Genomic DNA, 25483 nt, shown 5'->3' on the forward strand with positions numbered 1-25483 from the left:
ATGAAAAACATATTAATCAACGAAAACAGTACTTTAGTTGAAGGACTCAAAAAATTGAACAAAATCAAGCATTTGAGTAGGTTAATTCTGTTTGTCGTAGATAATGAAGGACGAGTTTTAGGTTCAGTAACTGATGGAGACATCCGAAGGTCAATAGCTTACAACCAAAATTTAGAAAAACCTCTTGGACAAATATGTAACAGAGAATTTAAACATTTGACCAAGAATGGAAAATACCAAAGTTTTGAAGAATTCCGTAAGGCAGACATTAAAATCTTGCCTGTTTTGGACGAAAGCGGTAAAATGGTAGATTTGGTAGATTTAGCCAAAACACACGCAAAGCTTCCTTTGGAAGCCATGGTTATGGCAGGTGGACGTGGAAAACGGCTCAGCCCACTGACAGACACTGTACCCAAACCGATGTTGCCTTTGGGAGGAAAACCAATAATTGAACATAATATAGATAGGCTTATTTCTTTTGGTATAAGAAAAATATACATTTCTGTAAAATATTTAGGGAATCAAATTGTTGATTATTTTGGAAACGGAAGTTCTAAGGGTATTGAAATTGAATATGTTTGGGAGGATAAACCCTTGGGAACAGCAGGAGCTTTGGCTCTGATAGAAAATTTAACCTCCGAACATGTTTTGCTGATGAATAGCGACCTATTCACCAATGTGAATTTTGAATCACTATATTTAAAACTTATTCAGGAAAATGCCGATATGTCGGTGGCTTCCACTGAGTATAAGGTAGATGTACCTTATGCCGTTTTTGAAACTGATGGAAATAAAGTATTGAATTTCAAAGAAAAACCAAGTTTTATATATTATTCAAATGCAGGAATTTACATTTTGAAAAAAACTCTTATTGAGAAAATAAAAAAAGGAGAATACTGCGATATTACTGATGTTATGGAACAATTAGTCAATGAGGGAGGAAAATTAGTGTATGACCCCATCATCGGATATTGGGTAGATATAGGTAAGCCTGTGGACTATTATCAAGCCCAAGAATTTGTAAAACATTTATAAATATATTATGTACAACGGAAAGAGAATATTAGCAATTATCCCTGCTCGTGGAGGTAGTAAAGGACTTCCTGGTAAAAATATAAAACCATTATGTGGGAAGCCCCTCATAGGTTGGTCAATTGAGCAAGCACAAGCAAGTAAGTATGTAGATGAAATATTTGTGTCAACTGACAGCCGTGAAATAGCCGACGTGGCCGAAAGTTTTGGAGTTTTGATACCTTTCTTGCGTCCAAAAGAATTAGCATCAGACACCTCTCCCTCTTCCGAATTCATAATCCATACCATTGAATACTACCAGAAAAAGAACAATAATTTTGATTATATATTACTGGTAGAACCTACTTCTCCTTTAAGGGATACACAAGATATCGACAAGTGCATAGAAATGTTACTCAACCACTCTTATGCAAAAAGCATTGTAGGAATTTCTAAAATAGAGGCTTGTCATCCTGCTTTTTTGGTTAAGATATCCGAAGAAGGACTTTTGAAATCTTATGTAAATCAAATGAAAACCCTACGAAGACAAGATATTGACGATTTGTATTTCTTTGAAGGATCTTTGTATTTGTCAAGTATAGAGTATTATATGCAAGAAAAGACTTTTTACCACGAATTGACATTACCTTATTTGATGCCAAAATATAAGTCTTTTGAGGTAGATGATTTGTTAGATTTTCAGATTATTGAAAGAATCATGGAATTAAAAATTAAAAACAAAATAAACTGATGAATTATAGTGAGCGTTTAAATGATGTGATTCCAGGGGGATGTCACACATATAGCCGAGGTGATGATCAGTACCCTTCAAATGCACCGCAAATTTTTGAAAAAGGGAAGGGAGCTTATCTTTACACTCCTAAAGGAGAAAAGTTTTTGGATTATGGAATGGCTTTAAGAGCTGTTACTTTAGGCTACGGTGAGGAAAACGTTGCTAATGCAGCTATTGAGCAAATTTGGAAAGGTAATAATCTTACTCGGGCTTCTTTAGTAGAGTTAGAAGCTGCCGAAGCCTTTGTTGATTTAATTCCTTCCATTGATATGGTTAAATTTGCTAAGAACGGCTCCACGGTAACTTCAGCAGCCATAAAGATGGCAAGGGCTTATACAGGAAGAAAGTATATCGTTCGTTGTTTCGACCATCCTTTCTTTTCGTATGATGATTGGTTTATCGGAGATACACCTTTAACGCGTGGAATACCCCAAGAGCATTATGCTTTGACATTGAACTTTAAGTATAATGATATTACATCGCTCAAGGGTTTGTTCGAAAAATATCCCAATCAAATTGCGGGAGTTATACTTGAACCTGCGACCTCTTCACATCCAATAGATAATTTTTTACATAAAGTAAAAGAATTATGTCATAAAAATGGGGCTTTATTCATTCTTGATGAAATGATAACTGGTTTCCGTTGGCATTTGCAAGGAGCACAGGTTTATTATGATGTTGATCCTGATTTGTGTACCTTCGGAAAGGGAATGGCGAATGGATTCTCTGTAGCAGCACTTGCGGGAAAACGTGAGTTTATGAGGATAGGAGGAATTAAGGAAGAAGGATCTGAAAGAGTTTTCCTAACCTCTACTACGCATGGAGCAGAAATGTGTGGGCTTGGAGCATTGATACGAACTATTCAATTCTATAAAGAAAATAATGTTGTTGAACATATGTGGAATTATGGAAGAAAACTCATACGAGGAATGAATGAAATAGCTAAAGAGTTTAGTATTAGCGAATGCTTTGAAGTGGGAGGAATAGAATGTTCCCCAAATTATATAACTAGAGACGCTAACAAAAATATTTCTCTTGCTTTTAGAACGTTATTTTCTCAAGAAATGATTAGAAATGGAGTCTTGATGCCTTGGATTGCAGTTTCGTATTCACACACTGACGTTGAATTAGAAAAAACACTTGAAGTAACTCGAGAAGCATTGAAGGTGTACTCAAAAGCATTGAATGATGGCGTAGAAAAACATTTGCAAGGAGCTGTTATAAAACCTGTATTTAGAAAGTACAATTAATGAAAGTTAGCTTAATATCACTCAACCAGAGTTGGGAAAATAAGTCGGAAAATCAAAGCAAAATCCTTGACGTTTTTGAATTGATTTTTCGACTGAAGAAACAGCATGTTGATTTGGTTATTTTCCCTGAAATGACCCTAACAGGATTTACAATGAATAGTAATGTTGTTAAGGAACGACTGCCAGATTCTCAAACAATTGAATTTTTCAAAAAATGTGCTTTGGATTATCAAACAAACATTGCATTCGGAGTTGTTATAGAAAGGGAGCAAAAGGCAATGAATTGTTTAATTGTTGTTAGTTCAAAAGGAGAAATATTAGCTAACTACGCAAAAATACACCCATTTTCATACGCCAATGAAAATGAGCATTATGTGAGTGGCAACGATTTGGTTTCTTGCCAAATTCAAGAAATTCCAATAGGTTTGACTATTTGTTACGACTTGCGTTTTCCTGAACTGTACCAAGGGTTATCAAAGAAAAATAAAGTAATTATCAACATAGCCAATTGGCCTGAACGTAGGGTAACACACTGGAACACGTTGCTTAATGCACGAGCGATAGAAAACCAAGTTTTTATGATTGGGGTCAATCGAATTGGGCGAGATGCAAATGGGCTGACTTACAAAAAATCGAGTCAGATATTTTCTCCCATAGGAGAGGAACTCAAAGGAGAAAGTTTGTCGGAACAAATTGACATATATGATATAAGTATATCTGAAGTAGATAGGTATCGACAAGATTTTCCCGTGAAAAATGATAGAAAAATAGAATTGTATAAAAATATATTATGAGTAAATTGCTTGATGGAAAAGTAATTGTAGTTACAGGGGGAGCGGGACTCTTGGGGCGTGATTTTTGTAAGTCGATTGCTAACAATGGAGGCGTTGCCATTATGGCAGAGTATAATCTTGAATTAGCTGAAAAAGTTAAAGTAGAAATCGGCTCTGAAGATATTTTTATCGAAAAAATAAACATTACGGATAAGAACTCAATTGAGCAACTTATTGGCAATGTTTCTGCCAAATTTGGAAAAATAGACGGACTTGTTAATAGTGCTTATCCTCGGAATAAAAATTATGGAGGGCATTTCTTTGACGTCAATTATGATGATTTCTGTGAAAATGTTGGAATGAATTTGGGAGGATATTTTTTGACCTCACAATGTTTTGCCAAGTTTTTCTATGAGCAAGGATACGGAAATATTATTAATATTTCCTCAATTTATGGAGTAATTGCTCCTCGATTTGAAATTTATAACAATACCCCAATGACAACTCCTGTGGAATACGCTGCCATTAAATCGGGTTTACTGCACCTGACCAAATATATGGCAAAATATTTTAAGGGTAAGAACATTCGGGTTAATGCTATTTCCCTTGGAGGATTAGAGGATAAACAACCTCAAAGTTTTTTAAAAGCCTATGGTAACTTATGCTTAAACAAAGGAATGCTTAATGCTAAGGATGTTTCAGGAACGTTAGTCTATCTGCTTTCTGATCTTTCAGAATTTGTTAATGGGCAAAATATTGTTGTAGATGATGGTTTTACATTGTGAAGAGAATTTTTGTTTGGTAAAAGTAAATAAAAAATATGAAAATAGGTATTATAGGGGCTGGTCAGCTAGGAAGTAGGCACCTGCAAGGAGTTAAAATTGCGGAGGAAACTATAAACATAGATGTTGTAGATCCCAGTGAAGAATCTTTGAGAATAGCGAAACAAAGGTACGAAGAAATTCCTGAGAATAATTTTCTAAAAAAGGTATGCTATTTAAATAGCATCTCTCAAATGAGTGGTGAGTTAGATTTGGTCATTATTGCGACTAGCTCAAAAAACAGACTTTCAGTAATTAAAGATTTGCTTTCAAGCAAGAAAGTAAAGAATATGATTTTAGAAAAGGTTTTATTTCAAACCAAAGAAGAGTATTATGAGGCTGAAAAACTTTTTGAAAAATACGCTATAAATGTTTGGGTTAATTGTCCACGTAGGATGTTTAGCTATTATAAAAACATTAAGGATAGTATTCAAAATGACAAAATAATTTTTCAGGTTGTTGGAGGAGATTGGGGGTTAGGATGCAACGGGATTCATTTCATTGATTGTTTAGCTTATCTTTCAGGACAAAGAGAAATTACAATTACTACAAATGGACTTGATAACAAAATACATTCAAGCAAACGGGAGGGCTATTACGAGTTTTCGGGAACTCTAACTGGGAAAACAGAAAGAGGGGACGTTCTTGTACTTAGTTCACTAGAAAAAATGAATGAAGCACCCATTGTGACCATTCTATCAGGTAGTAATAAATTTATAATTGACGAAATAAATAGAAAAATGATTTTGTCCTCTACTGGTAATTTGGAAATCCAAGAAATTGAAGTGCCTTTTCAAAGTCAACTCACAGGTAGAATTATAAAAGATTTGATTAACAATGAAATTGAATTAACATCATATAAAGAATCAATGGAACTACATTTGCCTTTCGTTAAATCACTATTAGAGTTTTATAATGATACTACGGGAGAGGAAGGTAATAGTTGTCCAATCACATAAAAAAATAACAATGGAAAAAATTTGGTTGATAGGAACTGGAAATATTGCAGTTGATTATGCAAAAGTTTTAAAAGGATTAAACATTGATTATATTGCCATAGGTAGGGGAAGAGAAAATGTAAGAAAATTTGAATTAGCCACTGAACACACTGTAATAGAGGGAGGAATTGAAAATTATATAGCGTTAGAGCCCGAAAAACCATCTCACGCTATCGTAGCGGTCAATGTTGAAGCATTAGCAGCAACAACTGAGATTCTTTTGAATTTTGGAATTAAGAACATACTACTCGAAAAACCAGGCATTTGTACTCCAAATGAGATAGATAAATTAGTAGATCTGACAAAAAAAATGGATGCTAATGTTTTGTTGGCATATAACCGCAGATTTTATGCTTCGATATTCAAAGCAGAAGAGATGATAAAAAATGATGGAGGAATAACCTCTCTTATTTTTGAATTTACCGAGTGGGGACACGAAATCGAAAAATTGTATGATGGGGGAAAAAGATTTAACTATTGGTTTTTGGGTAACTCATCACATGTTGTCGATTTAGCTTTCTTCTTAGCAGGAAAACCAACCTCAATGTCCTCTTTTCAAAAAGGGGGAACTAATTGGCACCCAAAAGGAGCCATTTATTCTGGGGCAGGTATGACAGATAAAGAAGTACTATTCTCATATCACGCCAATTGGAATTCGCCAGGAAGATGGTTTGTTGAGATTTGTACTCCCAAACATAGGCTGTATTTTAAACCTATGGAAACTTTACAAATACAAAATATAGGCTCAGTGGCTGTAAATCCAGTAGAAATAGACGATCTTTTAGATAAAAAATACAAGCCAGGACTTTATTTACAAACTAAAGCATTTTTAGAAAACGACCTGTCACGGTTTTATTCAGTAGAAGACCAGAAAAAAATGATAGAAGATGTATATCTAAAAATATGTAAATATCATTAATTAATTATGGCAAAAAAAATAGTAGTATGTGTAGGAGACTCTACTTCGTTACCTGGACATACTAATACATTTGAAGATACGTGGTTTTACAAATTAAGTGAGTCCTTTGATAATTTAAGATTTGTCAGTATTTTTAGAAGAGCTATAACTACTGATATTTTGGTTACGGAAGGAGGGGGAGACAAGGTTGATAATCTACCTAAAGGAGCCGATTGTTTAGAGTTTTACAATCCAAATATTGTTGTCCTACAATTGGGAATTGTAGATTGCGCCCCACGTTTGCTAACAAATTTCGATAAGATTATAATTAAGTTGTTACCCCAAAATAAGTATCAGTTTTATTTAAGACTCGTTAAAAAATTTAGAACAAGGAAAAAAACAAATACCCGTGTAAAAAAAGATAAATTCCAGGATAATATTGAAAATTATTTATCAAGGTGTCAGATCAATGGTGTAGAAAAAGTATTTTTTATATCAATACCTTACCCTGACTGTAGACTAGTTGAAAAAAATGCTATGATAGAAGGGAATGTAGAAACATATAATAAGATAATAGATCAAGTATCAAAAAAATATAGTTTTGTTGAGATTATCGATGTTTTAGATGCCAGGAAATATAACTACCCAATTTATGAAGATGGATATCATCCTAATGCAGAAGGCAACGTGTTGGTATACGAAAAATTAAAAAAGGCGTTTATGGATGTATTTTAAAAATATAATAGTTTTGTCGAAAATAGTAAAAAATACAATAATTTATGCATTAGGCAGGATTTTGCCACAGGCGGTAAATTTTGTGTTGCTACCATTCTATACCGATTATTTGTCGCCTACGGAATATGGTATAGTAGAGTCAATGCTTGTTTTATGCGCTGTTTTGTCTATTATCTTTTCGATGGGGACAGAACGTTCTATGTTTAGAGTATATTATGATTATCGTAATGAAGAGGAAAAGAAAAAATTTGTTGGTAATACCGCTATTATGATAGCAGTTAATGCGACTTTTTTCCTGATATTGGCTTTTTTGTTGGGTAGTTTTATTTCTAGAATATATTCCGAAATACCATTTAACCCATATTTTGTATATGCAATTACAATTTCCTATGTTACTGCCTTTGCATATGTTCCGCAAACGTTGCTTCAGGTACAAGAAGATGCGATGAGTTTTTTTATCGTTTCGGTTGCCTCTTTCTTGGCTGAAATAGGATTTATCGTTTACTTTGTGATTTTGGAAAAACAAGGAGCCGAAGGTTTGTTAAAAGGAAAATTGATAGGTCATTTTATTATGTTACCCGTATATATTTACATAACAAAGAAAAAATCTATTTTTAGTATTGACAGAACTATTATTCGTAATATTTTGCTTTTTTCATTGCCAATGCTACCTTCGTTATTAATGTCTTGGGTAATGAATATGTCGAATCGGATTTTTATAGAAAACTATTTTACCTTAGAAGAGGTTGGATTATTTTCGGTGGCATTCAAGATCAGTAGTGTGGCAACGATTTTATTAGGAGCAATGTTTACCGCTTATAATCCGATGTTTTACCGCTTAGCAAGTGAGGGGGCTAAACATAAGATACAAAAAAACAATAACATGTTGGTTTTGGTTATTTTCAGTGTAGGGATTTTTACAACACTTTTTGCAAAGGATGTGATACTGATTTTAAATGAACGCTACTATGTTTCTGTGAACTACGTTCCTATGTTGGTGTTGTCTGTGATATTGAATTTTTTGGCAGGAATTTTCAGTTTGATGATTTATCAGAATAAACGCTCGGACACAATGATGTGGATTTATGTTTTTAGTGCAATTATTAATCTTTTATCGAATTGGCTTTTAGTATCTCAATACGGAGCGTATGGCGCTTCATGGGCAACAGTGGTAACGGCGCTCATCGTACTTATTGTATCCATAGTTTATGCAAAAAAAAATTACTATATTCCGTTAAGATACAATAATTTGTTAATCCTATCAGTAATAACTATAGGGGTAAGTTATTTCAGTAGTGTCATGGAAACCTCGTGGCATTTGTTCGGAATAAAAATAATTCTTTTAATGATGGGGTTAGGATATTTTTGCTATAAAAAATGGAGATTAAAATTTTGAAAAAAATGAAAGATAAGTTGATGATTTTTTTATTGAAACTGAAAATACATAAAATATTTTTTGTCTTATATGAATACTTGCCTTTTTTGCTGAAGCTGAAAAAGTATCAGCTTGAAAGTGGACAAAAAATTAATTTCATTTCGCAGGGTGGATATACTTTGCATCTATTGGGAGATTTGAAAAAATTCAAAATAGACGCGACAAGTCATTTAAAGTCAGATACTCTTATTGAATGTTCAGGTGGAGTTGAAATTGGGGCATATTTTCACACCGGAAGAGGGTTGACTATTTTTTCAACAAACCACAATTACGAGTCTAACAGTAGTATCCCCTATGATGAAGAAGATATAATAAAATCAGTAACTATAAAAGATTTTGTATGGATAGGTTCTAACGTAACTATTGTTCCAGGTGTAACCATCGGAGAGGGGGCAGTTGTAGGAGCGGGATCTGTAGTAACCAAGAATATTCCTGATTGTGCTGTTGTAGGTGGTAACCCCGCTAAAATTTTGAAATACAGAAATAAAGATTTATTTTATGAACTTAAAAAACAAGGAAAGTTTTACTAGCAAAGACACATACGATATTTTAATTTTTGTGCAAGCTCCCGCCGATTTACGGTACGCACTTTCCATTTGCGAGAAAAATGAAGGTAAACAGATTTTACTATGCGTAGTTAATGTTCAGTCGGTTTATAGGTTTGTGAAAGAATTATCCATTCAAAATACCGAAGTTATTTTTATTGAGTATATATATTTTAGCTCTTGGAAAATCTGGAATTTTCATAGAAAACGAAAAGAATTCAATTTAATATATAAGCAAATAGATCGCTTATCTTTTAATGATGTCTATTTTTTCTCAAGGATAGATGATTGGATTACTTGTGGTATTGTAGGGAGATTAACTAAGAAAACTCAAGCTAATTTTTATTATTACAAACATTATGATGACCTTGGACTCGTAAAAATGAGCAGGTTATCATTTGCATATTGGAGGTATTTTTGGATTCGAAAAATCGTGTCTAACATTACTAGTGTTTATTTTGTATCTAGATATTTTGGAAAGGCGCTTGAATTTGCTTTTTGGAAATATTCAGTGAAAGAAATTGATCAAAGCAAAGAGCAAATTAATGTTAGTAAAAAGTATTTATATAAAATACCTAAAAAGGGTAATACAACGGTGATATTTTTTGTGTCGCAAGAAGATATAGATTTTATTACTGAAAAATCTAACAACAAACTTAAAAATTTTCTAAACAAAGCACAGACATCGGATTGGTTTATATGCCTAAAAGGGCATCCACGTATTGGGAATCCAGAAACAATAAGGTCTTTTTTTCATTTTGTGGTGCCAAATTATGTACCTTCCGAATTTTTAGATTATAACGACGTTGACATAGTTTTAGGGGTGGGAAGTGCTGCTGTAGTATATCCCATAAACACAAATGTCAGTGTAAAAGCTTTTTCAATAGTTAAAGATTTAGAATTTAAAAATCCCGAACAAAAGGATTCATATATAAAATATTTAGATGAATTCACCGATAACAAGATACAATATATCTCCTTGATTGAATTAGGAAATATGTTAAAAGGAAATTAATAATGCAAAAGCCTGCCATTTCTGTCATTACTGTTTCGTTTAATGCAGTAGAAACAATTGAGAAAACAATACTTTCTGTAATTCATCAAAATTACAACAATGTTGAATACATCATCATTGATGGAGGAAGTACCGATGGTACAGTTGATATTATCAAAAAATACGAAGATAAAATTGCCTATTGGGTTAGTGAACCAGATAAGGGAATTTATGATGCTATGAATAAAGGTATAAACAAAGTGACTGGGGAATGGATAAACTTTATGAATGCAGGAGATGAATTTTACAACAATGATGTTTTGAATAAATTTTTCACAGCAAATAATCTAAAAGAAGTTGATGTAATATACGGAAATATGATTGTTCTTTTTCCTAAAAAGACCTCTTTAAAAAAACCTTTACCAATAAATCATCTAGAGAAAGGAATGCCTTTTTGTCACCAAAGTACTTTCATTAAAAGCAACCTCCACAAAAAGCATTTGTTCAACACAACTTATAAAATATGTGCTGATTATAAATTCTTTTTTGATATATATAATAAAGGTGCAAAGTTCAAATACAAAGACGTCATTGTGTCAAAATTTCTGTATGGGGGACTATCATCATCTTCTGCCTTAGATTTGTTGATAGAAGAAAGACATATTTCAGGAAAAAAACATAACAGATATTTTCTCAACAAGTTCTTGAAAGAATTATTGTTGGGTCGGTTTTATGAAATTTACAGAAAATACATATAATGATATATTTCATTTTATATTTATACTTTTTTTATCTCTCTGTTATTCAGTTAATTTATAAGCAAGCATTTAAAATTATAACAATTTTCTCAATGCTATTACTTATATTTTTGGCAGGCATTAGAGTCAATACAGGAATAGACTATCTTGCTTATTTAGATATTTGGAAAGCAATATCTCCTATTTCTAGGACCTCTACTTTTCAAATGATTGCAGTAGAGCCTGGATTTGTTTTTCTTGTTTCATTTATAAAATTGTTCACAGCAAAATCCCTCTATTTTTTCCTTGTTTGTGCTTTTTTATCTATTTTCCCAGTGTACTTAGGATTAAAAAAAATGGATATAAAATATATGTTTATATCATTTTTTATTTATCTGTTGGTATTTTACCTTACCTATCCTTTTAATGGTATGCGACAGGGAATAGCAATGGGTATTTTCATCTTTTCTTTACCTTTCATTTTTAAAAAGAAGTTATTTTATGTAATTTTATTGAGCACCGTTGCTGGTCTAGTTCATTTGACAGGTTTTCTTATAATTATAGCCTATCTGGTAACTATATATAAAATAAATATAAAGCAGTTCTTTTTAGTAGGTTTTTTGCTTTCTATGGTATGTCTCAAATTGGACTTATTAGGAAAGCTTTTATTTGATGTTTTGGGTGTTAGTAATGTCTATATGACACTTTTTTCTGAATCGACCTCAATGTTTCAAATAACAACAAGGGTATTGCTATCGTTTGTCTTGTATTATTTTGGAAAAATGATTAAAAATCCTGTCTTCGACAAATTATTTATTATGTACTTGGTAGGTTTTTTTATTTATATCTCTCTTTTTCAATATAATTTGTTAGCAACACGATTTAATATGTTTTTTAGGCTGTTAGAAATTATTTTAGTACCAATGTTACTTGAAAAAACAAAAAACGTCGAAACCAGATTAACTCTATTATTTATTTTCTTAATTCCTTCAACATATTCTTTCTATACGTTTCTTCTCGTTGAAGAAAACAAATACCATTATGAACTTAATTTTTAGCTTATGAAAGCAAGTAAAAAATACAAAACAACAGTTATTATCCCTATATACAAAGCCGAAGTTTTCATTGAAAGATGTTTAAATTCAGTATTTGATCAGGATTTAGACGATGTTGAATACATTATGATAAATGACTGTACTCCTGATAAAAGCTTTGAAATTGCCAAGCAAAAAGCTAATAAGTCTGAAAGAAAAGACGACATAAAATTCATTGAAAACGAAACTAACTTAGGCGTTGGCAAAACTCGAAGAAAGGGAATGCTCGCTGCTTCTGGAAAATATGTCATACAAATAGACTCAGATGATTGGATAGAACCTAATATGTTAAGTACTTTGTACAAAAAAGCTGAAGAAGAAAAAAGCGATGTAGTTACTTGTGATTATTACATTAGTTTTTTAAATGGTAAAAAAAAATACCGAAAAGAAGAGTATAAAACAGATATCAGCCATAACATAAAAGGTATTATGCTAGGGCGAGTTCATCCAAGTTTATGCAACACTTTGATACGTCGGGAATTTTATTTGAAAAATGATTTAATGCCCACAGGTAAGGTTAATTTGGGAGAAGATTTTGAAACAATGTTCAAAGTTTTTCTGACTACAAACAAGGTCTCATATGTTCCACAAGCTTTTCTTCATTATACTCAATACAATACAAATTCTATCACCAAAACAATGAATCAATCATACATTGATGATACAATTCGTTCAATTGAAATATTTGAGGAGATATTGAAGCCAGCACAGAACGAATATACAGAAGAATTTCGAACTATGCTTGTTTTTTGGAAAAAAATGTTTACTTTAGACGAAAAATATACGCATTACTTCTATGAAATTCACCCTGAAGCTAATAAATTTAAGTATGTATTTAGTAGTAATAATTATGGTCTTTTACAGAAAATAACAATAAGTTTTATGCTTATTCGAATGCCTTTTATTACAAGAGTGATTTACAAAACATACCGCTGGATAAAAACAAAATATTAAATTTTACAAAAATGAAAAATAATTTAGTATCAATAATAACCCCAATGTATAATGGTGCAAAATATGTAGGCAAAACCATCGAATCAGTATTAGCACAGACATATTCAAATTGGGAAATGATTATTGTCGATGATGGCTCAAAAGACAACTCAGCAGACATAGTTGTAGAATACACTAAAAGAGATAGCAGAATAAAACTTTTAAAGCAGGAGAATGCAGGTTCAGCAACAGCCCGAAATAATGCCCTAAGCAATGCACAAGGGCAATATATCTGTTTTTTAGATGCAGATGATTTGCTGGAACCTAATTTTTTTATGAAACAAATAGCTTTTTTAAAACAAAAAAATGCAGCCTTAGTATTTGCTTCTTACAAGCGAATTGATGAAAATGATAATGAAAAATTAAAACCTTTTATCGTTCCTAAATCAGTAACTTATAATGAATTGTTAAAAACTTGTTCGATATCCTGCTTAACGGCATTATATGACAGAGAAAAAGTAGGAGACTTTTTTTTCAAAGAAGAATTAAAAAGCCTTCGAGATGATTTTGTTTTTTGGCTTCAAATATTAAAAAAAATAAATGTTGCTTACGGAAATCAAGAAGTATTAGCCTCTTATCGAGTTTTTGCAAGCAGTACCACGGGTAATAAGAAAAAGGTTATAAAACCTCAATTCCTCGTGTATTACAAAGTAGAAAAATTAGGTTTTTTTAAAAGTTTATACTACCTAACTCATTGGGCAATCAATGGTTTTTTAAAATACAATAAATAGAGAAATATGGATTTAATCGTAGGAGCGGGTATTTCAGGAATTGCATATGCAACTTTCACTAACAATGATTATTTGATGATTGACAAAGACCAAGAAATTGGTGGATATTGCAAAACCATTAAAAGAAATGGATATGTATGGGATTATTCTGGACATTTTTTTCATTTCAGAGACGAAAAATTAAAAGAATTAGTCTGTAAACACATAGAACCAGATACTCTCAAAACAGTAAAAAAAGTAACAAAAATATACTACAAGGGTGAATACATTGATTTTCCTTTTCAAAAAAACATTCATCAACTTGACAAACAAGAGTTCATAGAATGTTTATACGACCTATTTAATACCGAAAGTATTCAAGTAAAAACATTTAAAGATATGGTATATGCCAATTTAGGCAAAAGTATATCCGATAAATTTTTAATTCCATACAACGAAAAACTGTACGCCTGCGATTTAAATCACCTAGACGCAGAGGCTATGGGACGATTTTTCCCAAAAGCAAACAAAGAAGAAATTATTTTAAATTTTAAAAAAGAAAATAATAGTTCTTACAATGATTATTTTGTTTATTCATCACAAGGTGCAATAGAATACGTCAAATCTTTGTTCAGAAATGTTGATGAAAATAAGGTTTTCTTGAACGAAGAATTACAAAACATTGATATAATTAATAAAGTAGCATATACTAATAAAAGAGAAATTCATTTTGATAGGCTTATCTCAACAATGCCTTTTCCAAAATTACTTGAACTATGTAATATTCCTTTTGATAAATCTGCCTTTACTTGGAATAAAGTAATGGTATTTAACTTGGGATTTGATAAAAAAGGAAAAGACGAAGAAAGTAGCTGGGTGTATGTTCCCGATAAAGATATTTGTTTTTATCGTTTAGGGTATTATGATAATATCATAAAGTCAGATAGAATGTCTTTATACGTGGAGCTTGGTTTTCCGAAAGACGCTGATATTGGAAACACAGAAGATGTTTTAGCTAAAGTACTTTCTGACTTAAAGAAAATAGGTGTTGTTACTGATGAACAATTGGTGGATTACCACAGTGTAGTGATGAATCCAGCCTATGTGCATATTAATCAAAAAAGTGTACAAATGGTTAAGGATTTCAAAAAACAATTAGCCCAACATAATATATATTCCATTGGTCGTTATGGCAGTTGGACTTATTGTTCCATTGAAGACAACATCATTGAAGCAATAGAATTGTGTCAAGAAAATGAAAGTGAGTCAAAATTAGCATAATAATACAAATTCTAAAAAGCCACAGTTATTGAAAATGTATGAATAGAAAAAAAATATTTGTTTCAGGATGCTACGATATGTTACATTCAGGGCACGTTGCTTTTTTTGAAGAAGCATCACAGTTGGGAGATTTGTATGTAGGCATTGGTTCAGATAAAACCATTCAAGAACTCAAAGCCAGAAAAACCATCAATCCAGAACAAGAACGTTTGTATATGGTAAAAGCATTACGGTTTGTAAAAGATGCTTGGGTCAATTCAGGTTCAGGGATTTTGGATTTTAAAGAGGATATGATACAACTAAAACCAGATATCCTTTTTGTTAATGAAGATGGACATTCGCCAGCTAAGGAAGCTTTGTGCAAAGAGTTAGGAGTGGAATACTACGTAAGCAAGCGAATTCCGCACGGAAATTTGCCTGCTCGTAGCACAACGGCTTTACGTAAGGAATGTCTTATTCCCTATCGGATTGATTTGGCTGGTGGCTGGCTTGATCAGCCGACAGTGTCTAAATTCTGTGCAGGTCCTGTCATAACTATTTGTATTGAACCGGATTATGATTTTAATGACCGTAGTGGGATGTCAACAAGCACACGCAAAAAAGCTATTGAGCTTTGGCATACTGATATTCCCGAAGGAGACAAAGAGCATTTAGCTAAGGTTTTGTTTTCCTACGAAAATTTTCCAGGAGAAGATTACATCAGTGGCTCGCAAGATGCACTTGGAATAGTACTTCCGGGACTTAACTATTATTGGTATGAAGGAGGTTTTTGGCCAGAAAAAATTGAGAAAAATTTATCAAGTGACTTGCTTTCTTGGATAGAACGACATTTGTACTTATTGCCTTTACAGCCTCGACATAGTGGTCTTCACGTAACAGAAGGAGCGAATGTTACACCCGAAAAAGTAAAAAAACTATCCGAGGCGGCACAACAATTCTGGGTATCCTTACTTCAAAAAGATTTAAAAGCCACAGGAAAAGCGATGACCTCTTCTTTTGATGCACAAGTTGCTTTATATCCTAATATGTTAAATGATGAAATTCGCAAGGAAATTGCCTCTTTACCAGAAACAGTAGTTGGTTATAAACTTAGTGGTGCAGGAGGAGGAGGTTATTTGGTGGTTTTGTCGGATATTCCTATTGAAAAGGCATTAAAAATTAGAATAAGAAGACAATAAATTTATGAAACGATTTGGACAAGTTATTAAAATAAAACCTGAAAAATTGGCTTATTATCGGGAATTGCACGCCAATCCGTGGAAATCCGTTTTGGATAAAATCCGCGAATGTAATATTCGAAATTATTCCATTTTTTTATTAAATGATGAGCTTCTTTTTGCTTATTTTGAATATATTGGCGACAATTTTGAAGAAGATATGCAAAAAATGGCTGCCGACCCCGAAACACAACGTTGGTGGGCAGAGACTGATCCTTGCCAGCAACCTTTGGAGCTTAAAGAAGGAGAATGGTGGCACACAATGGAACAAATTTTTTACACGAAATAAATTAATATTATGAAAGGAATCATTCTCGCAGGAGGCTCAGGGACAAGGCTTTATCCTATTACAAAAGGTATTTCAAAGCAACTATTACCCATTTATGACAAACCGATGATTTATTATCCGCTTTCGGTGTTGATGTTAGCGGGTATTCGGGAGATTTTGGTCATTTCCACTCCACAGGATTTACCTGGTTTTCAACGTCTTTTAGGCAACGGGAGCGATTACGGAATTTCAATTAGTTATGCCGAACAACCCTCGCCCGACGGACTGGCACAAGCTTTTATTATCGGAGAGCAATTCATTGGAAATGACGATGTTTGCTTGGTTCTGGGCGACAACATTTTTTACGGACAAAGCTTTACCAAAATGCTTCTACAATCCGTTGAAACTGCTGAAAAAGAGCGTAAAGCAACCGTTTTCGGCTATTGGGTAAAAGACCCTGAACGATATGGAGTCGCCGAATTCGATTCGGAAGGAAACGTACTTTCCATCGAAGAAAAACCCGAAAAACCCAAATCACATTATGCTGTCGTTGGGCTGTATTTCTATCCTAATAAAGTCGTGAACATTGCCAAACATATAAAGCCTTCGGCACGTGGAGAATTGGAAATCACCACTGTAAATCAAGAGTTTTTAAAAGATAACGAACTGAAAGTCCAACTATTAGGACGAGGTTTTGCTTGGCTCGATACAGGCACACACGACTCGCTGTCTGAAGCCTCCAATTTCGTGGAAACTATCGAAAAACGTCAAGGGCTTAAAATTTCTTGTTTAGAAGAAATCGCTTATAAAAAAGGCTGGATTTCCGCCGAAAAAATACAAGAATTAGCCCAACCAATGCTCAAAAACCAATACGGGCAATATCTGATTGATTTATTGAAATAAAATTTTGTTGCCTTTTAGTAAGTTACAAAATTCCTCTGCCAATGTAGTCAAGCTAAAAAGAGCTTTGGTAGATAAGGATATTTGGTAGTGGTGTAAAAAGTATGATACTCTAAAAAAGAGTATATTTCTGTCAGGCTGAGCGAAGTCGAAGCCTTGTAATAATAGGGCTTCGACTTCGCTCAGCCTGACAATCGAAACTATCATCATACTTTCTATAACACGACCGGATATTTTAGATGATATTGCCGGGAAACTTACTTTCCAAGACCCGCTGTATCGAGAATGGTTAAAAAGACATTATTTCAAAATAAAATATTGATTATAAACAGTTTATGAACATAACACAAACAGAAATAAAAGACGTCATTATCATCGAACCGAAAATTTTTGGCGACGAGCGAGGATATTTCTTTGAGTCGTTTTCACAGCAAAAATTTATGGAACAGATTTGTAATACTACTTTCGTGCAGGATAACGAATCAAAATCACGATACGGAGTTTTACGCGGACTTCATTTCCAAAAACCGCCTTTTTGTCAGTCAAAATTAGTGCGTGTGGTAGTCGGAAAGGTCTTAGACGTTGCGGTCGATATTCGCAAAGGCTCACCTACTTTCGGAAAGCACGTTGCCGTTGAACTTTCTGCTGAAAATAAGCGACAATTGTTCGTCCCCAGAGGATTTGCTCACGGATTTGCAGTTCTCAGTGATGAAGTCATTTTTCAATATAAATGCGACAATTATTACAATCCCGAACACGAAGGGAGCATATCGTGGAACGACCCCGAATTGCAAATTGACTGGAAAATCCCTCACGATGACATTATCCTTTCTGAAAAAGACAAAGAAAGTCCGCTTTTGAAAGACGCTTATCACTTCAATTTTAATATGAACCTATATGAAATCGAGTGATTTTACTACTAAAATACTCCATTTGTTCAATCTGATAGCAATTTTAGTTATCACTAACGAAATATTGATGATAAAACCTGACTATTTCGGCTCGTTTTCAATCGGAATGGGGCTTGCGGGAATTGGATTGTCTCTATTAGTATTCGTTTCAAAGAAAAAATGGCTTGAAGCAGGCTATCATCTGTTGTTTGCTGTTTTCTTCGGTGTGAATTTCCTCACGTTTCCTATGGGAATCGCATTCGCACTTACGGGAGGAATACGTCTGACAATCATCATCTTATTTACAATATATTTACCGCTGTTATTACTGCTTATCTTCAACGGGAGGCAAGCAATTCTGCGAATTAGAAATCACTCGACAAAATTTTAGTCTCACCTATGAAAAATATTTTAATAACAGGGGCAAACGGACAATTAGGCTCTGAAATTCAAAATAGAAACATAAAAAACAACGTAGGAAATTATTTCTATACAGATGCTTCGGAGTTAAATATTACCGACAAAAGAGCCGTTTCCGATTTCGTAAAGAAAAACAACATTCAAATCATCATAAATTGTGCGGCATACACCAATGTGGATAAAGCCGAAGACGATGCTGAAACCGCCGATTTAATAAACCACATTGCGGTGCGTAATCTCGCTGAAATTTGCAAAGAAAACAACATCGTACTTATCCATATATCAACAGATTATGTTTTCGGAGGCGACAAAAACACACCTTACACCGAAACTGACCCTACCAAAGCCTTAGGCGTTTACGGAAGAACTAAATTAGACGGCGAAAAAGCCATTCGCAATGCTGATATTGACCATCTTATTATCCGAACTTCGTGGTTGTATTCACTTTCCTTTGGGAATAATTTCGTCAAAACCATTCAGCGACTCAGTTGCGAACGGAATGAACTAAAAGTAGTTTTCGACCAAGTTGGAACGCCTACGAATGCTCGTGATTTAGCCGAATTTATCATTTATGTCATTGAGAAAGATTTATACAGAGGCAAACGCGAGGTGTATCACTTCTCGAATGAAGGCGTATGTTCGTGGTATGACTTTGCAATCGAAATCGTTCGTATGTCGGGAAGCAGTTGCATTGTAAAACCTTGTTTGTCAAACGAATTTCCGAGCAAAGTGAAACGTCCGAGTTATTCCGTTTTGGACAAATCAAAGCTGAAAAAAGATTTTAATTATACCATTTCACACTGGAAAGAAGCGTTAAAAAAAGGATAAAAGATAAAGTACAAAGGATAAAGTGAAAAGTATAAACCTACAAAACCGGCTGTTTGAATTTTCTATTTCAGTTATTCACGAAGTCAGAAAACTTCCTATCAATACCGAATACAAATTGATTGCCTATCAACTGATAAGAGCAGCAACTTCAGTAGGAGCTAATTATGAAGAATCACAAGGAGCTGTCTCTCAAGCCGATTTTACCAATAAAATCGGAATATGTTTGAAAGAAATCAGAGAAACGAATTATTGGATACGAATACTTATCAGAATTTATGACAATAATAGCAATTGGAAAGATTTGGAACAAGAAAGCAAAGAGTTGATGAATATTATAGGTGCAATTCATTCAAAAATGAGAAAAAAATAAACTTAGCTTTTTTATCCTTTACACTTTATCCTTTATCCTTAACAAAATAATTTACATCAAATGAAAAAAAACATTTTAATAACAGGAGGAGTCGGATTTATAGGCTCGCACGTGGTTCGATTGTTTGTAAACAAATATCCTGAATACCACATCATTAATTTGGACTTGCTGACGTACGCCGGCAATCTGGAAAACCTAAAAGACGTAGAAAAATCACCCAACTACGAGTTTGTAAAGGCTGATATCTGCGACTTTCAGGCGATGAAACAACTCATCGAGCGTAAAAACATCACCGGAATCATTCACTTGGCAGCAGAAAGCCACGTGGACAGAAGCATTAAAGATCCTTTCACCTTTGCCAAAACCAACGTTATGGGTACGCTATCTCTCTTGCAGGCAGCACGCGAGGTTTGGAACGATAATTGGAACGGAAAGCTCTTCTACCACGTCTCCACCGATGAGGTGTACGGTGCTTTGCAGATGGACAATACGCTTTTTACTGAAAATACGAAATACGACCCGCATTCGCCCTATTCGGCATCGAAAGCCTCGTCCGACCACTTCGTTCGAGCCTATCAAGACACGTACGGACTTCCGACTGTTATTTCCAACTGCTCCAACAACTACGGAAGCTATCAGTTTCCCGAGAAATTAATCCCCCTATTCATCAATAACATTCGCAATAATAAGCCCCTACCCGTTTACGGCAAAGGCGAAAACGTGCGAGATTGGCTCTTCGTTGAAGACCACGCCAGAGCAATTGACGTGATATTCCACAAGGGTAAAATTGGCGACACGTATAACATCGGGGGCTTTAACGAGTGGAAAAACATCGACTTGATACGCGTCATCATCAAGGAAGTGGATAAGCAGCTGGGTCGCCCCGCAGGAACCTCTGAAAAACTCATTACGTTTGTTACTGACCGGGCAGGACACGACCTTCGCTATGCTATCGACGCCACAAAAATTAAAAATGAACTCGGATGGGAGCCTTCCTTACAGTTCGAAGAAGGAATTCGCCGTACCGTAGCTTGGTATCTGCAAAATCAAGAATGGTTAGATACTATCACAAGTGGCGACTACCAAAAATATTATGACCAGATGTACAAAAACCGATAGGGTAATATTTTTCAGACTGAAATACTATCCGAAAACACTTTTACAACACCAAAATGTCAAGCTGAGCGAAGTCGAAGTTTTTACTTGCAAGGCTTCGACTATGCTCAGCCTGACAAAAGAGTACATAGCTATCAAGTCAAATAATAATAAGTAACATCCCCCTACCCCCTTAAAAGGGGGAATAAAAAAACTACTACTGATGTACAAATCTTATATAATTTAAAAATATAAATCTCAAATCCCCCTTTTAAGGGGGCAGGGGGATGTAAAACAATTATTATAAAAAAGAAAAACTATTGAATTTATATAAATTAGTTATAGCAATAAAAAAAGCGACAACTTTCCAAACGGAATTAATGTCGCTTTTTTATTTTAATACATTTTTCAGACTGAAATACTATCTGAAAACACTTTGACAATACCAGAGTGTCAAGCTGAGCGAAGTCGAAGCTTTTACTTGCAAGGCTTCGACTCCGCTCAGCCTGACAAAATAGTACATAGCTATCAAGTCAAATAATAATATCAAAAAAATACAGAAAGCGACAACTTTCCAAACGGAATGAATGTCGCTTTTTATTTTAATACAATTTTCAAACTGAAATACTATCTGAAAACATTTTTATAATACCAGAATGTCAAGCTGAGCGAAGTCGAAGCTTTTACTCACAAGGCTTCGACTACGCTCAGCCTGACAAAACAGTACATATGTATCAAGTCAAATAAATAATAAGTAACATCCCCCTACCCCCTTGAAAGGGGGAATAAAAAACTATTACTGACGTACAAATCTTATATAATTTAAAAATATAAATCTCAAATTCCCCTTTTAAGGGGGCAGGGGGATGTAAAACAATTATTATAAAAAAGAAAAAACTATTGAATTTATATAAATTGGTTATAGCAATAAAAAAAGCGACAACTTTCCAAACGGAATGCTTGTCGATTTTTTGTTTTATGATATGTTTCTTAATGAATTTTAGGTAGAAAAGTAAATTAAATTCTTACGGTAGGCTGTCAAGAGCTTCGATTTAGATACAAATCCTATGTAAACACCTTCTTTTACTACGGGCAAATTCCACGCATTGGTCTTTTGAAATTTATCCATTATGTCAGCCATCTTGTCTTTCTCCAATCGGATTATACCAGGAGGGGATTGCATCACGTCTTTCACCTTTACAGTTTGATATAACTCTTGTTTGAACATTATTGTACGAATGTTATCCAGCAGAATGATACCCTCAAACATTTTTGTCTCCGAGTGAATTACAGGAAATACATTTCTGTTCGATTTTATCACTGCGTTATGTATCAACTCTCCTAAAGTCATATCCGCCGTAACAGGAATAAGATTTTTTTCAATAACCGAATCAATATTCATCAGCGTGAGAATTTTCTGGTCTTTATCGTGCGTGATGAGATTACCCTCCTGAGCCAACTGTTTCGTATAAAGCGAATGTTTTATATAATATTTAGACAGAGCGAATGAAACAGAAGCTACAATCATCAGCGGGATAAACAGCGTATATCCTCCCGTAAGTTCTGCTATGAGGAAGATAGCCGTCAGTGGTGCGTGCAATACCCCCGCTACAAGTCCTGCCATTGCCACTAAGGTAAAACTTGCCAACGGTAACGAGTGTCCGAACAACCCAAACTGATTGGCGACTCTTGCAAACAGATTTCCAAGTATGCCACCCGTAAAAAGAGCCGGAGAAAATACCCCTCCTATTCCGCCTGCTCCTACCGTAGTTGCCATTGCTACCACTTTGAAAAGAACTAATCCCGTCATCATCACAATAATAGACCACGCATTTTCGGCTTCCCAATTAAAAGCATTCCGAAGCACGTCTTTCGGATTTCCACTAATGAGCGTATTCATAACCTCAAACCCTTCTCCATAAAGCGGAGGTATAAAAAAGATAAGAAGCCCCAACATCAATCCGCCGAAGAACAAACGCTTCATATAGGAGTCCATTTTATCAAAATAGGATAAAATCTGCTGATATATCGTACAGAAATAGATTGAAATTAAGCCTGTCAATCCCCCCAAAAGTATGTAATAAGGTACATCTTTTAGTGTAAACTCTCCGTCTAAGTTAATCGGAATCAGAATTTCATTTCCCAAGAAAAAATATGAGGTCAAAACAGCCAGCAAAGATGAAGAAATTAGCGGAAGTAATGATACTAAAGTTAAATCCAAACTAAAAACCTCAATGGCAAAGATTATGGCAGCTACGGGAGCTTTAAACATTGCCGCCATTGTAGCAGAACAAGCACAAGCAATGAGTAACATACGTTCCGATTGATTAATGTGAAACAATTTACTTAAATAAGAACTGAAACTTGCTCCGGAAATTACCATAGGACCTTCCAAACCTGCCGACCCGCCGAAACCTACTGTGAATGGAGCTGTAATAAGGCTTGCATACATCTGTTTGGAAGGGATTAGTCCTTTCAGTCGTGAAATGGCATATAATGTATATGGAATTCCAGGTTCGGGACGTTTTTTAATGATGTATTTTATAATGAAATATACTATCAAAAAGCCTATCGTAGGGAAAAAAAAGTAGAAAGCCGTATGATATGATGCTACCAAACCATTTTGAAGCAGATATTGAATCAGTGAAGTGAGTTTTTTGATAAAAACTGCCATAATTCCTGAAACCATACCTATTATAGCACACAAAATCAATATGAATTGATGATTAGTAAGGTGTTTGGATTTCCAAATTAAAAATTTTACTATTTTTTTCTTTCTAACTTTCATAAAATCGAAAAATAAAGTAGTATTACATCAGGTTTTATCTTGATTATATAAAAAATATCTGCTCGTCAGTTCGAGTGAATTTTAGTGTAGCAAAGCGAAAGTAAAATTCGTATCGAGAACTAAATGAAAACTTCTCGATACGATTTGCTCCACTGCGTTTATGCAAATCACTCGAAGTGACAGCAAGCTATAAAATCGTTTTTATCAAGAACATTCAAAATATGTTTACTCGTCAGTTCGAGTGAATTTTAGTGTAGCAAAGCGAAAGTAAAATTCGTATCGAGAACTAAATAATAAACTTCTTGATACGATTTGCTCCACTGCGTTCACGCAAATCACTCGAAGTGACAGCAAGCTATAAAACTATTTTCCCAAGAACATTCAAAAAATATCTGCTCGTCAGTTCGAGTGAATTTTAGTGTAGCAAAGCGAAAGTAAAAATCATATCGAGAACTAAATGAAAACTTCTCGATACGATTTGCTCCACTGCGTTCCCGCAAATCATTCGAAGTAACAACAAGCTATAAAATCACTTTTACCGCAACAAAATTACAATATATCTTCCATTATTAGTATAATATTATTGTAATCCGAGTAAATTTTATACGTACATTAAACAAAAAGAGCCAAAGTCTTTTAAAAAATAAGACCTCAACTCCTTTTCTTATCTGAATTCATTTATCAAGTTATTAAACTAACACGCTTTTTATTGCAATCTATGCAACTTCAGGAAGTGTTTTCTTGTTCTTTCTTGATTTAATTTGCGTTTTATGATAATTAAGCAATTCTTGCAGCTCGTTAATTAGTGGTTTGTAATCTTTATCCTCGTATTCCGATACACAGAAATCAATAGCCACAAAAAGTTTATTCAATTCCTTATCTGCCTGTTGCCTGATTGCTTTTGCATTTACTTCGGGTATACCGGCAATTTCAGAAGTACGAGAGCGGAAAAGTCTTTCAAAATCCTCATTGGCTTTCTTTAATCGGTTGAGTAAATCCGTAAGATGCAACTGAGAAAGTGCCTTTTTAATAGCTTCATCTGCTTCCATCTCAGCAATTAACTGGTTTGTTTTCTCTGTTTGCGAGGTATTATTTTCCTTAACAATGCCTTTTCCATACTTTGACAGCCACAAATGAAGTACTTTCGCATTATCGGAGTAAGGCGAAATCCCTAATTGTTTGAAATTATTCACCAAATTGAAAATAACTATCGTTATTTTATCCCGCAACTTATTCGCCGCAGCTATTTCAGTTGTAAAACCACTTGCTTTTTCCTGAATTTTGATTTTTTCCAATTCCGGTTGAAGTAGTGCAACCCTGTCATACGCCTTTTTCAAAGCTAATTCTTCCAGATTGTGCTTTGCAACAATCTCCAAAATACGTTCTACAACTAACGGATACTCGCTATTCCTTAGTTTTGAGAAACTGAAAATTAGTTTTGTTGTTTTCATACGTGTTTTCTTTTTAAGAATCAAATATGCCTCAAAGATAATTCACTTTTTTGTAAATAACAAATTATTTAACAATCATTTAGTAACTTTCTTGAATGATTTTGTTCGGATTGAAATTTGCAAAAGATTGTTTTTTACATTTAGGTTGAATTTACATCTGTCAAAAGAAAAGTTTTCTCGGAATTATT

The 25483-nt window shown here is 34.0% G+C and carries 27 protein-coding genes; 24 read left to right on the forward strand and 3 right to left on the reverse strand.

The genetic code is table 11. The features are described from left to right. Genes GN105_RS03055 through rfbA form a run of 19 tightly spaced genes read left to right on the forward strand, consistent with a single transcriptional unit; the run spans position 1 to position 17456 of the window. Entirely contained in the window at positions 1-1035 is a 1035-nt protein-coding gene (locus GN105_RS03055) for a nucleotidyltransferase family protein (RefSeq protein WP_155283961.1), read from the forward strand. Positions 1036-1042: 7 nt separating this feature from the next. After that, positions 1043-1762 carry an acylneuraminate cytidylyltransferase family protein gene (locus tag GN105_RS03060; protein ID WP_155283962.1) on the forward strand — a complete coding sequence of 240 codons (720 nt, stop codon included), beginning with the start codon at positions 1043-1045 and terminating at the stop codon, positions 1760-1762. Continuing rightward, a complete protein-coding gene (locus GN105_RS03065) occupies positions 1762-3054 on the forward strand; it encodes a glutamate-1-semialdehyde 2,1-aminomutase (protein ID WP_155283963.1) in 1293 nt (430 codons plus the stop codon). The genes GN105_RS03060 and GN105_RS03065 overlap by 1 nt, the downstream gene beginning before the upstream one ends. Beyond that, the gene (locus GN105_RS03070) at positions 3054-3848 is read left to right on the forward strand and encodes a nitrilase-related carbon-nitrogen hydrolase (protein ID WP_155283964.1); all 795 of its coding nucleotides are present in this window, start codon (positions 3054-3056) and stop codon (positions 3846-3848) included. The genes GN105_RS03065 and GN105_RS03070 overlap by 1 nt, the downstream gene beginning before the upstream one ends. After that, positions 3845-4612, forward strand: coding sequence for an oxidoreductase (locus GN105_RS03075; RefSeq protein ID WP_155283965.1), 768 nt, complete (start codon positions 3845-3847; stop codon positions 4610-4612). The genes GN105_RS03070 and GN105_RS03075 overlap by 4 nt, the downstream gene beginning before the upstream one ends. 35 nt (positions 4613-4647) lie before the next feature. After that, entirely contained in the window at positions 4648-5607 is a 960-nt protein-coding gene (locus tag GN105_RS03080) for a Gfo/Idh/MocA family oxidoreductase (protein WP_155283966.1), read from the forward strand. A 10-nt stretch (positions 5608-5617) separates the two neighbouring features. Continuing rightward, on the forward strand, positions 5618-6565 hold the full coding sequence (locus GN105_RS03085) for a Gfo/Idh/MocA family oxidoreductase (protein ID WP_155283967.1): 948 nt from the start codon (positions 5618-5620) through the stop codon (positions 6563-6565). Between the two features lie 6 nt (positions 6566-6571). Beyond that, the gene (locus tag GN105_RS03090; protein WP_155283968.1) at positions 6572-7279 is read left to right on the forward strand and encodes an SGNH/GDSL hydrolase family protein; all 708 of its coding nucleotides are present in this window, start codon (positions 6572-6574) and stop codon (positions 7277-7279) included. 13 nt (positions 7280-7292) lie between these two features. Beyond that, positions 7293-8675, forward strand: a complete 1383-nt coding sequence (locus tag GN105_RS03095) for a lipopolysaccharide biosynthesis protein (protein ID WP_173014955.1) — start codon at positions 7293-7295, stop codon at positions 8673-8675. Next, entirely contained in the window at positions 8657-9244 is a 588-nt protein-coding gene (locus GN105_RS13110; protein WP_173014956.1) for an acyltransferase, read from the forward strand. Before GN105_RS03095 ends, GN105_RS13110 begins: the two co-directional genes overlap by 19 nt. Then, positions 9213-10274, forward strand: coding sequence for a hypothetical protein (locus GN105_RS03105; RefSeq protein WP_155283970.1), 1062 nt, complete (start codon positions 9213-9215; stop codon positions 10272-10274). The genes GN105_RS13110 and GN105_RS03105 overlap by 32 nt, the downstream gene beginning before the upstream one ends. Positions 10275-10276: 2 nt before the next feature. Further along, positions 10277-11011, forward strand: coding sequence for a glycosyltransferase family 2 protein (locus tag GN105_RS03110; RefSeq protein WP_155283971.1), 735 nt, complete (start codon positions 10277-10279; stop codon positions 11009-11011). Beyond that, entirely contained in the window at positions 11011-12048 is a 1038-nt protein-coding gene (locus GN105_RS03115; protein ID WP_155283972.1) for an EpsG family protein, read from the forward strand. Before GN105_RS03110 ends, GN105_RS03115 begins: the two co-directional genes overlap by 1 nt. Positions 12049-12051: 3 nt before the next feature. Then, on the forward strand, positions 12052-13038 hold the full coding sequence (locus GN105_RS03120) for a glycosyltransferase family 2 protein (RefSeq protein WP_155283973.1): 987 nt from the start codon (positions 12052-12054) through the stop codon (positions 13036-13038). Positions 13039-13049: 11 nt separating this feature from the next. Beyond that, on the forward strand, positions 13050-13808 hold the full coding sequence (locus tag GN105_RS03125) for a glycosyltransferase family 2 protein (protein WP_155283974.1): 759 nt from the start codon (positions 13050-13052) through the stop codon (positions 13806-13808). A 6-nt stretch (positions 13809-13814) separates the two neighbouring features. Next, positions 13815-15068, forward strand: a complete 1254-nt coding sequence (locus GN105_RS03130; protein ID WP_155283975.1) for a protoporphyrinogen/coproporphyrinogen oxidase — start codon at positions 13815-13817, stop codon at positions 15066-15068. 38 nt (positions 15069-15106) lie between these two features. Next, on the forward strand, positions 15107-16246 hold the full coding sequence (locus tag GN105_RS03135) for an adenylyltransferase/cytidyltransferase family protein (protein ID WP_155283976.1): 1140 nt from the start codon (positions 15107-15109) through the stop codon (positions 16244-16246). 4 nt (positions 16247-16250) lie between these two features. After that, positions 16251-16574: an L-rhamnose mutarotase gene (locus GN105_RS03140; RefSeq protein WP_155283977.1), complete on the forward strand. Its 324-nt coding sequence runs from the start codon at positions 16251-16253 to the stop codon at positions 16572-16574. Positions 16575-16583: 9 nt separating this feature from the next. Continuing rightward, positions 16584-17456: a glucose-1-phosphate thymidylyltransferase RfbA gene (gene rfbA, locus GN105_RS03145; RefSeq protein ID WP_155283978.1), complete on the forward strand. Its 873-nt coding sequence runs from the start codon at positions 16584-16586 to the stop codon at positions 17454-17456. On the opposite strand, the gene GN105_RS03150 is transcribed toward rfbA, so the two are convergent. Next, positions 17445-17663, reverse strand: a complete 219-nt coding sequence (locus tag GN105_RS03150) for a hypothetical protein (RefSeq protein WP_155283979.1) — start codon at positions 17661-17663, stop codon at positions 17445-17447. The two genes, rfbA and GN105_RS03150, sit on opposite strands and share 12 nt — an antisense overlap. Positions 17664-17788: 125 nt before the next feature. Between GN105_RS03150 and rfbC the strand changes: the two genes are divergently transcribed. The 5 genes from rfbC to rfbB are packed head-to-tail and all read left to right on the forward strand — an operon-like array spanning position 17789 to position 21080. Next, a complete protein-coding gene (rfbC, locus tag GN105_RS03155) occupies positions 17789-18364 on the forward strand; it encodes a dTDP-4-dehydrorhamnose 3,5-epimerase (protein ID WP_155283980.1) in 576 nt (191 codons plus the stop codon). Further along, a complete protein-coding gene (locus tag GN105_RS03160) occupies positions 18351-18734 on the forward strand; it encodes a hypothetical protein (protein WP_155283981.1) in 384 nt (127 codons plus the stop codon). The genes rfbC and GN105_RS03160 overlap by 14 nt, the downstream gene beginning before the upstream one ends. A gap of 8 nt (positions 18735-18742) precedes the next feature. Further along, complete coding sequence (gene rfbD, locus GN105_RS03165; protein WP_155283982.1) at positions 18743-19591, forward strand: dTDP-4-dehydrorhamnose reductase; 849 nt, start codon at positions 18743-18745, stop codon at positions 19589-19591. 22 nt (positions 19592-19613) lie between these two features. Then, positions 19614-19961 (forward strand): four helix bundle protein, encoded by a 348-nt coding sequence (locus GN105_RS03170; RefSeq protein WP_227977327.1) that lies wholly within the window; start codon positions 19614-19616, stop codon positions 19959-19961. Positions 19962-20021: 60 nt separating this feature from the next. Continuing rightward, complete coding sequence (rfbB, locus tag GN105_RS03175; protein ID WP_155283983.1) at positions 20022-21080, forward strand: dTDP-glucose 4,6-dehydratase; 1059 nt, start codon at positions 20022-20024, stop codon at positions 21078-21080. 976 nt (positions 21081-22056) lie between these two features. On the opposite strand, the gene GN105_RS03180 is transcribed toward rfbB, so the two are convergent. Beyond that, positions 22057-23844 (reverse strand): chloride channel protein, encoded by a 1788-nt coding sequence (locus GN105_RS03180; protein ID WP_155283984.1) that lies wholly within the window; start codon positions 23842-23844, stop codon positions 22057-22059. A gap of 716 nt (positions 23845-24560) precedes the next feature. Then, entirely contained in the window at positions 24561-25295 is a 735-nt protein-coding gene (locus GN105_RS03185; protein WP_155283985.1) for a DUF6261 family protein, read from the reverse strand. Positions 25296-25483 lie beyond the last annotated feature (188 nt).

This window comes from Capnocytophaga felis (genome assembly GCF_009684755.1).
GTDB classification, from domain to species: domain Bacteria; phylum Bacteroidota; class Bacteroidia; order Flavobacteriales; family Flavobacteriaceae; genus Capnocytophaga; species Capnocytophaga felis.

Coding starts and splice junctions, on each gene's coding strand:
- GN105_RS03115 (WP_155283972.1), top strand. CDS start 11,011: ATGATATATTTCATTTTATATTTATACTTTTTTTATCTCTCTGTTATT.
- GN105_RS03180 (WP_155283984.1), bottom strand. CDS start 23,844: ATGAAAGTTAGAAAGAAAAAAATAGTAAAATTTTTAATTTGGAAATCC.
- GN105_RS03125 (WP_155283974.1), top strand. CDS start 13,050: ATGAAAAATAATTTAGTATCAATAATAACCCCAATGTATAATGGTGCA.
- GN105_RS03085 (WP_155283967.1), top strand. CDS start 5,618: ATGGAAAAAATTTGGTTGATAGGAACTGGAAATATTGCAGTTGATTAT.
- GN105_RS13110 (WP_173014956.1), top strand. CDS start 8,657: ATGGAGATTAAAATTTTGAAAAAAATGAAAGATAAGTTGATGATTTTT.
- GN105_RS03185 (WP_155283985.1), bottom strand. CDS start 25,295: ATGAAAACAACAAAACTAATTTTCAGTTTCTCAAAACTAAGGAATAGC.
- GN105_RS03105 (WP_155283970.1), top strand. CDS start 9,213: ATGAACTTAAAAAACAAGGAAAGTTTTACTAGCAAAGACACATACGAT.
- GN105_RS03150 (WP_155283979.1), bottom strand. CDS start 17,663: ATGATGATAGTTTCGATTGTCAGGCTGAGCGAAGTCGAAGCCCTATTA.
- GN105_RS03120 (WP_155283973.1), top strand. CDS start 12,052: ATGAAAGCAAGTAAAAAATACAAAACAACAGTTATTATCCCTATATAC.
- rfbA (WP_155283978.1), top strand. CDS start 16,584: ATGAAAGGAATCATTCTCGCAGGAGGCTCAGGGACAAGGCTTTATCCT.
- GN105_RS03055 (WP_155283961.1), top strand. CDS start 1: ATGAAAAACATATTAATCAACGAAAACAGTACTTTAGTTGAAGGACTC.
- rfbD (WP_155283982.1), top strand. CDS start 18,743: ATGAAAAATATTTTAATAACAGGGGCAAACGGACAATTAGGCTCTGAA.
- rfbB (WP_155283983.1), top strand. CDS start 20,022: ATGAAAAAAAACATTTTAATAACAGGAGGAGTCGGATTTATAGGCTCG.
- GN105_RS03060 (WP_155283962.1), top strand. CDS start 1,043: ATGTACAACGGAAAGAGAATATTAGCAATTATCCCTGCTCGTGGAGGT.
- GN105_RS03080 (WP_155283966.1), top strand. CDS start 4,648: ATGAAAATAGGTATTATAGGGGCTGGTCAGCTAGGAAGTAGGCACCTG.
- GN105_RS03140 (WP_155283977.1), top strand. CDS start 16,251: ATGAAACGATTTGGACAAGTTATTAAAATAAAACCTGAAAAATTGGCT.
- rfbC (WP_155283980.1), top strand. CDS start 17,789: ATGAACATAACACAAACAGAAATAAAAGACGTCATTATCATCGAACCG.
- GN105_RS03110 (WP_155283971.1), top strand. CDS start 10,277: ATGCAAAAGCCTGCCATTTCTGTCATTACTGTTTCGTTTAATGCAGTA.
- GN105_RS03160 (WP_155283981.1), top strand. CDS start 18,351: ATGAAATCGAGTGATTTTACTACTAAAATACTCCATTTGTTCAATCTG.
- GN105_RS03070 (WP_155283964.1), top strand. CDS start 3,054: ATGAAAGTTAGCTTAATATCACTCAACCAGAGTTGGGAAAATAAGTCG.
- GN105_RS03130 (WP_155283975.1), top strand. CDS start 13,815: ATGGATTTAATCGTAGGAGCGGGTATTTCAGGAATTGCATATGCAACT.
- GN105_RS03090 (WP_155283968.1), top strand. CDS start 6,572: ATGGCAAAAAAAATAGTAGTATGTGTAGGAGACTCTACTTCGTTACCT.
- GN105_RS03065 (WP_155283963.1), top strand. CDS start 1,762: ATGAATTATAGTGAGCGTTTAAATGATGTGATTCCAGGGGGATGTCAC.
- GN105_RS03135 (WP_155283976.1), top strand. CDS start 15,107: ATGAATAGAAAAAAAATATTTGTTTCAGGATGCTACGATATGTTACAT.
- GN105_RS03075 (WP_155283965.1), top strand. CDS start 3,845: ATGAGTAAATTGCTTGATGGAAAAGTAATTGTAGTTACAGGGGGAGCG.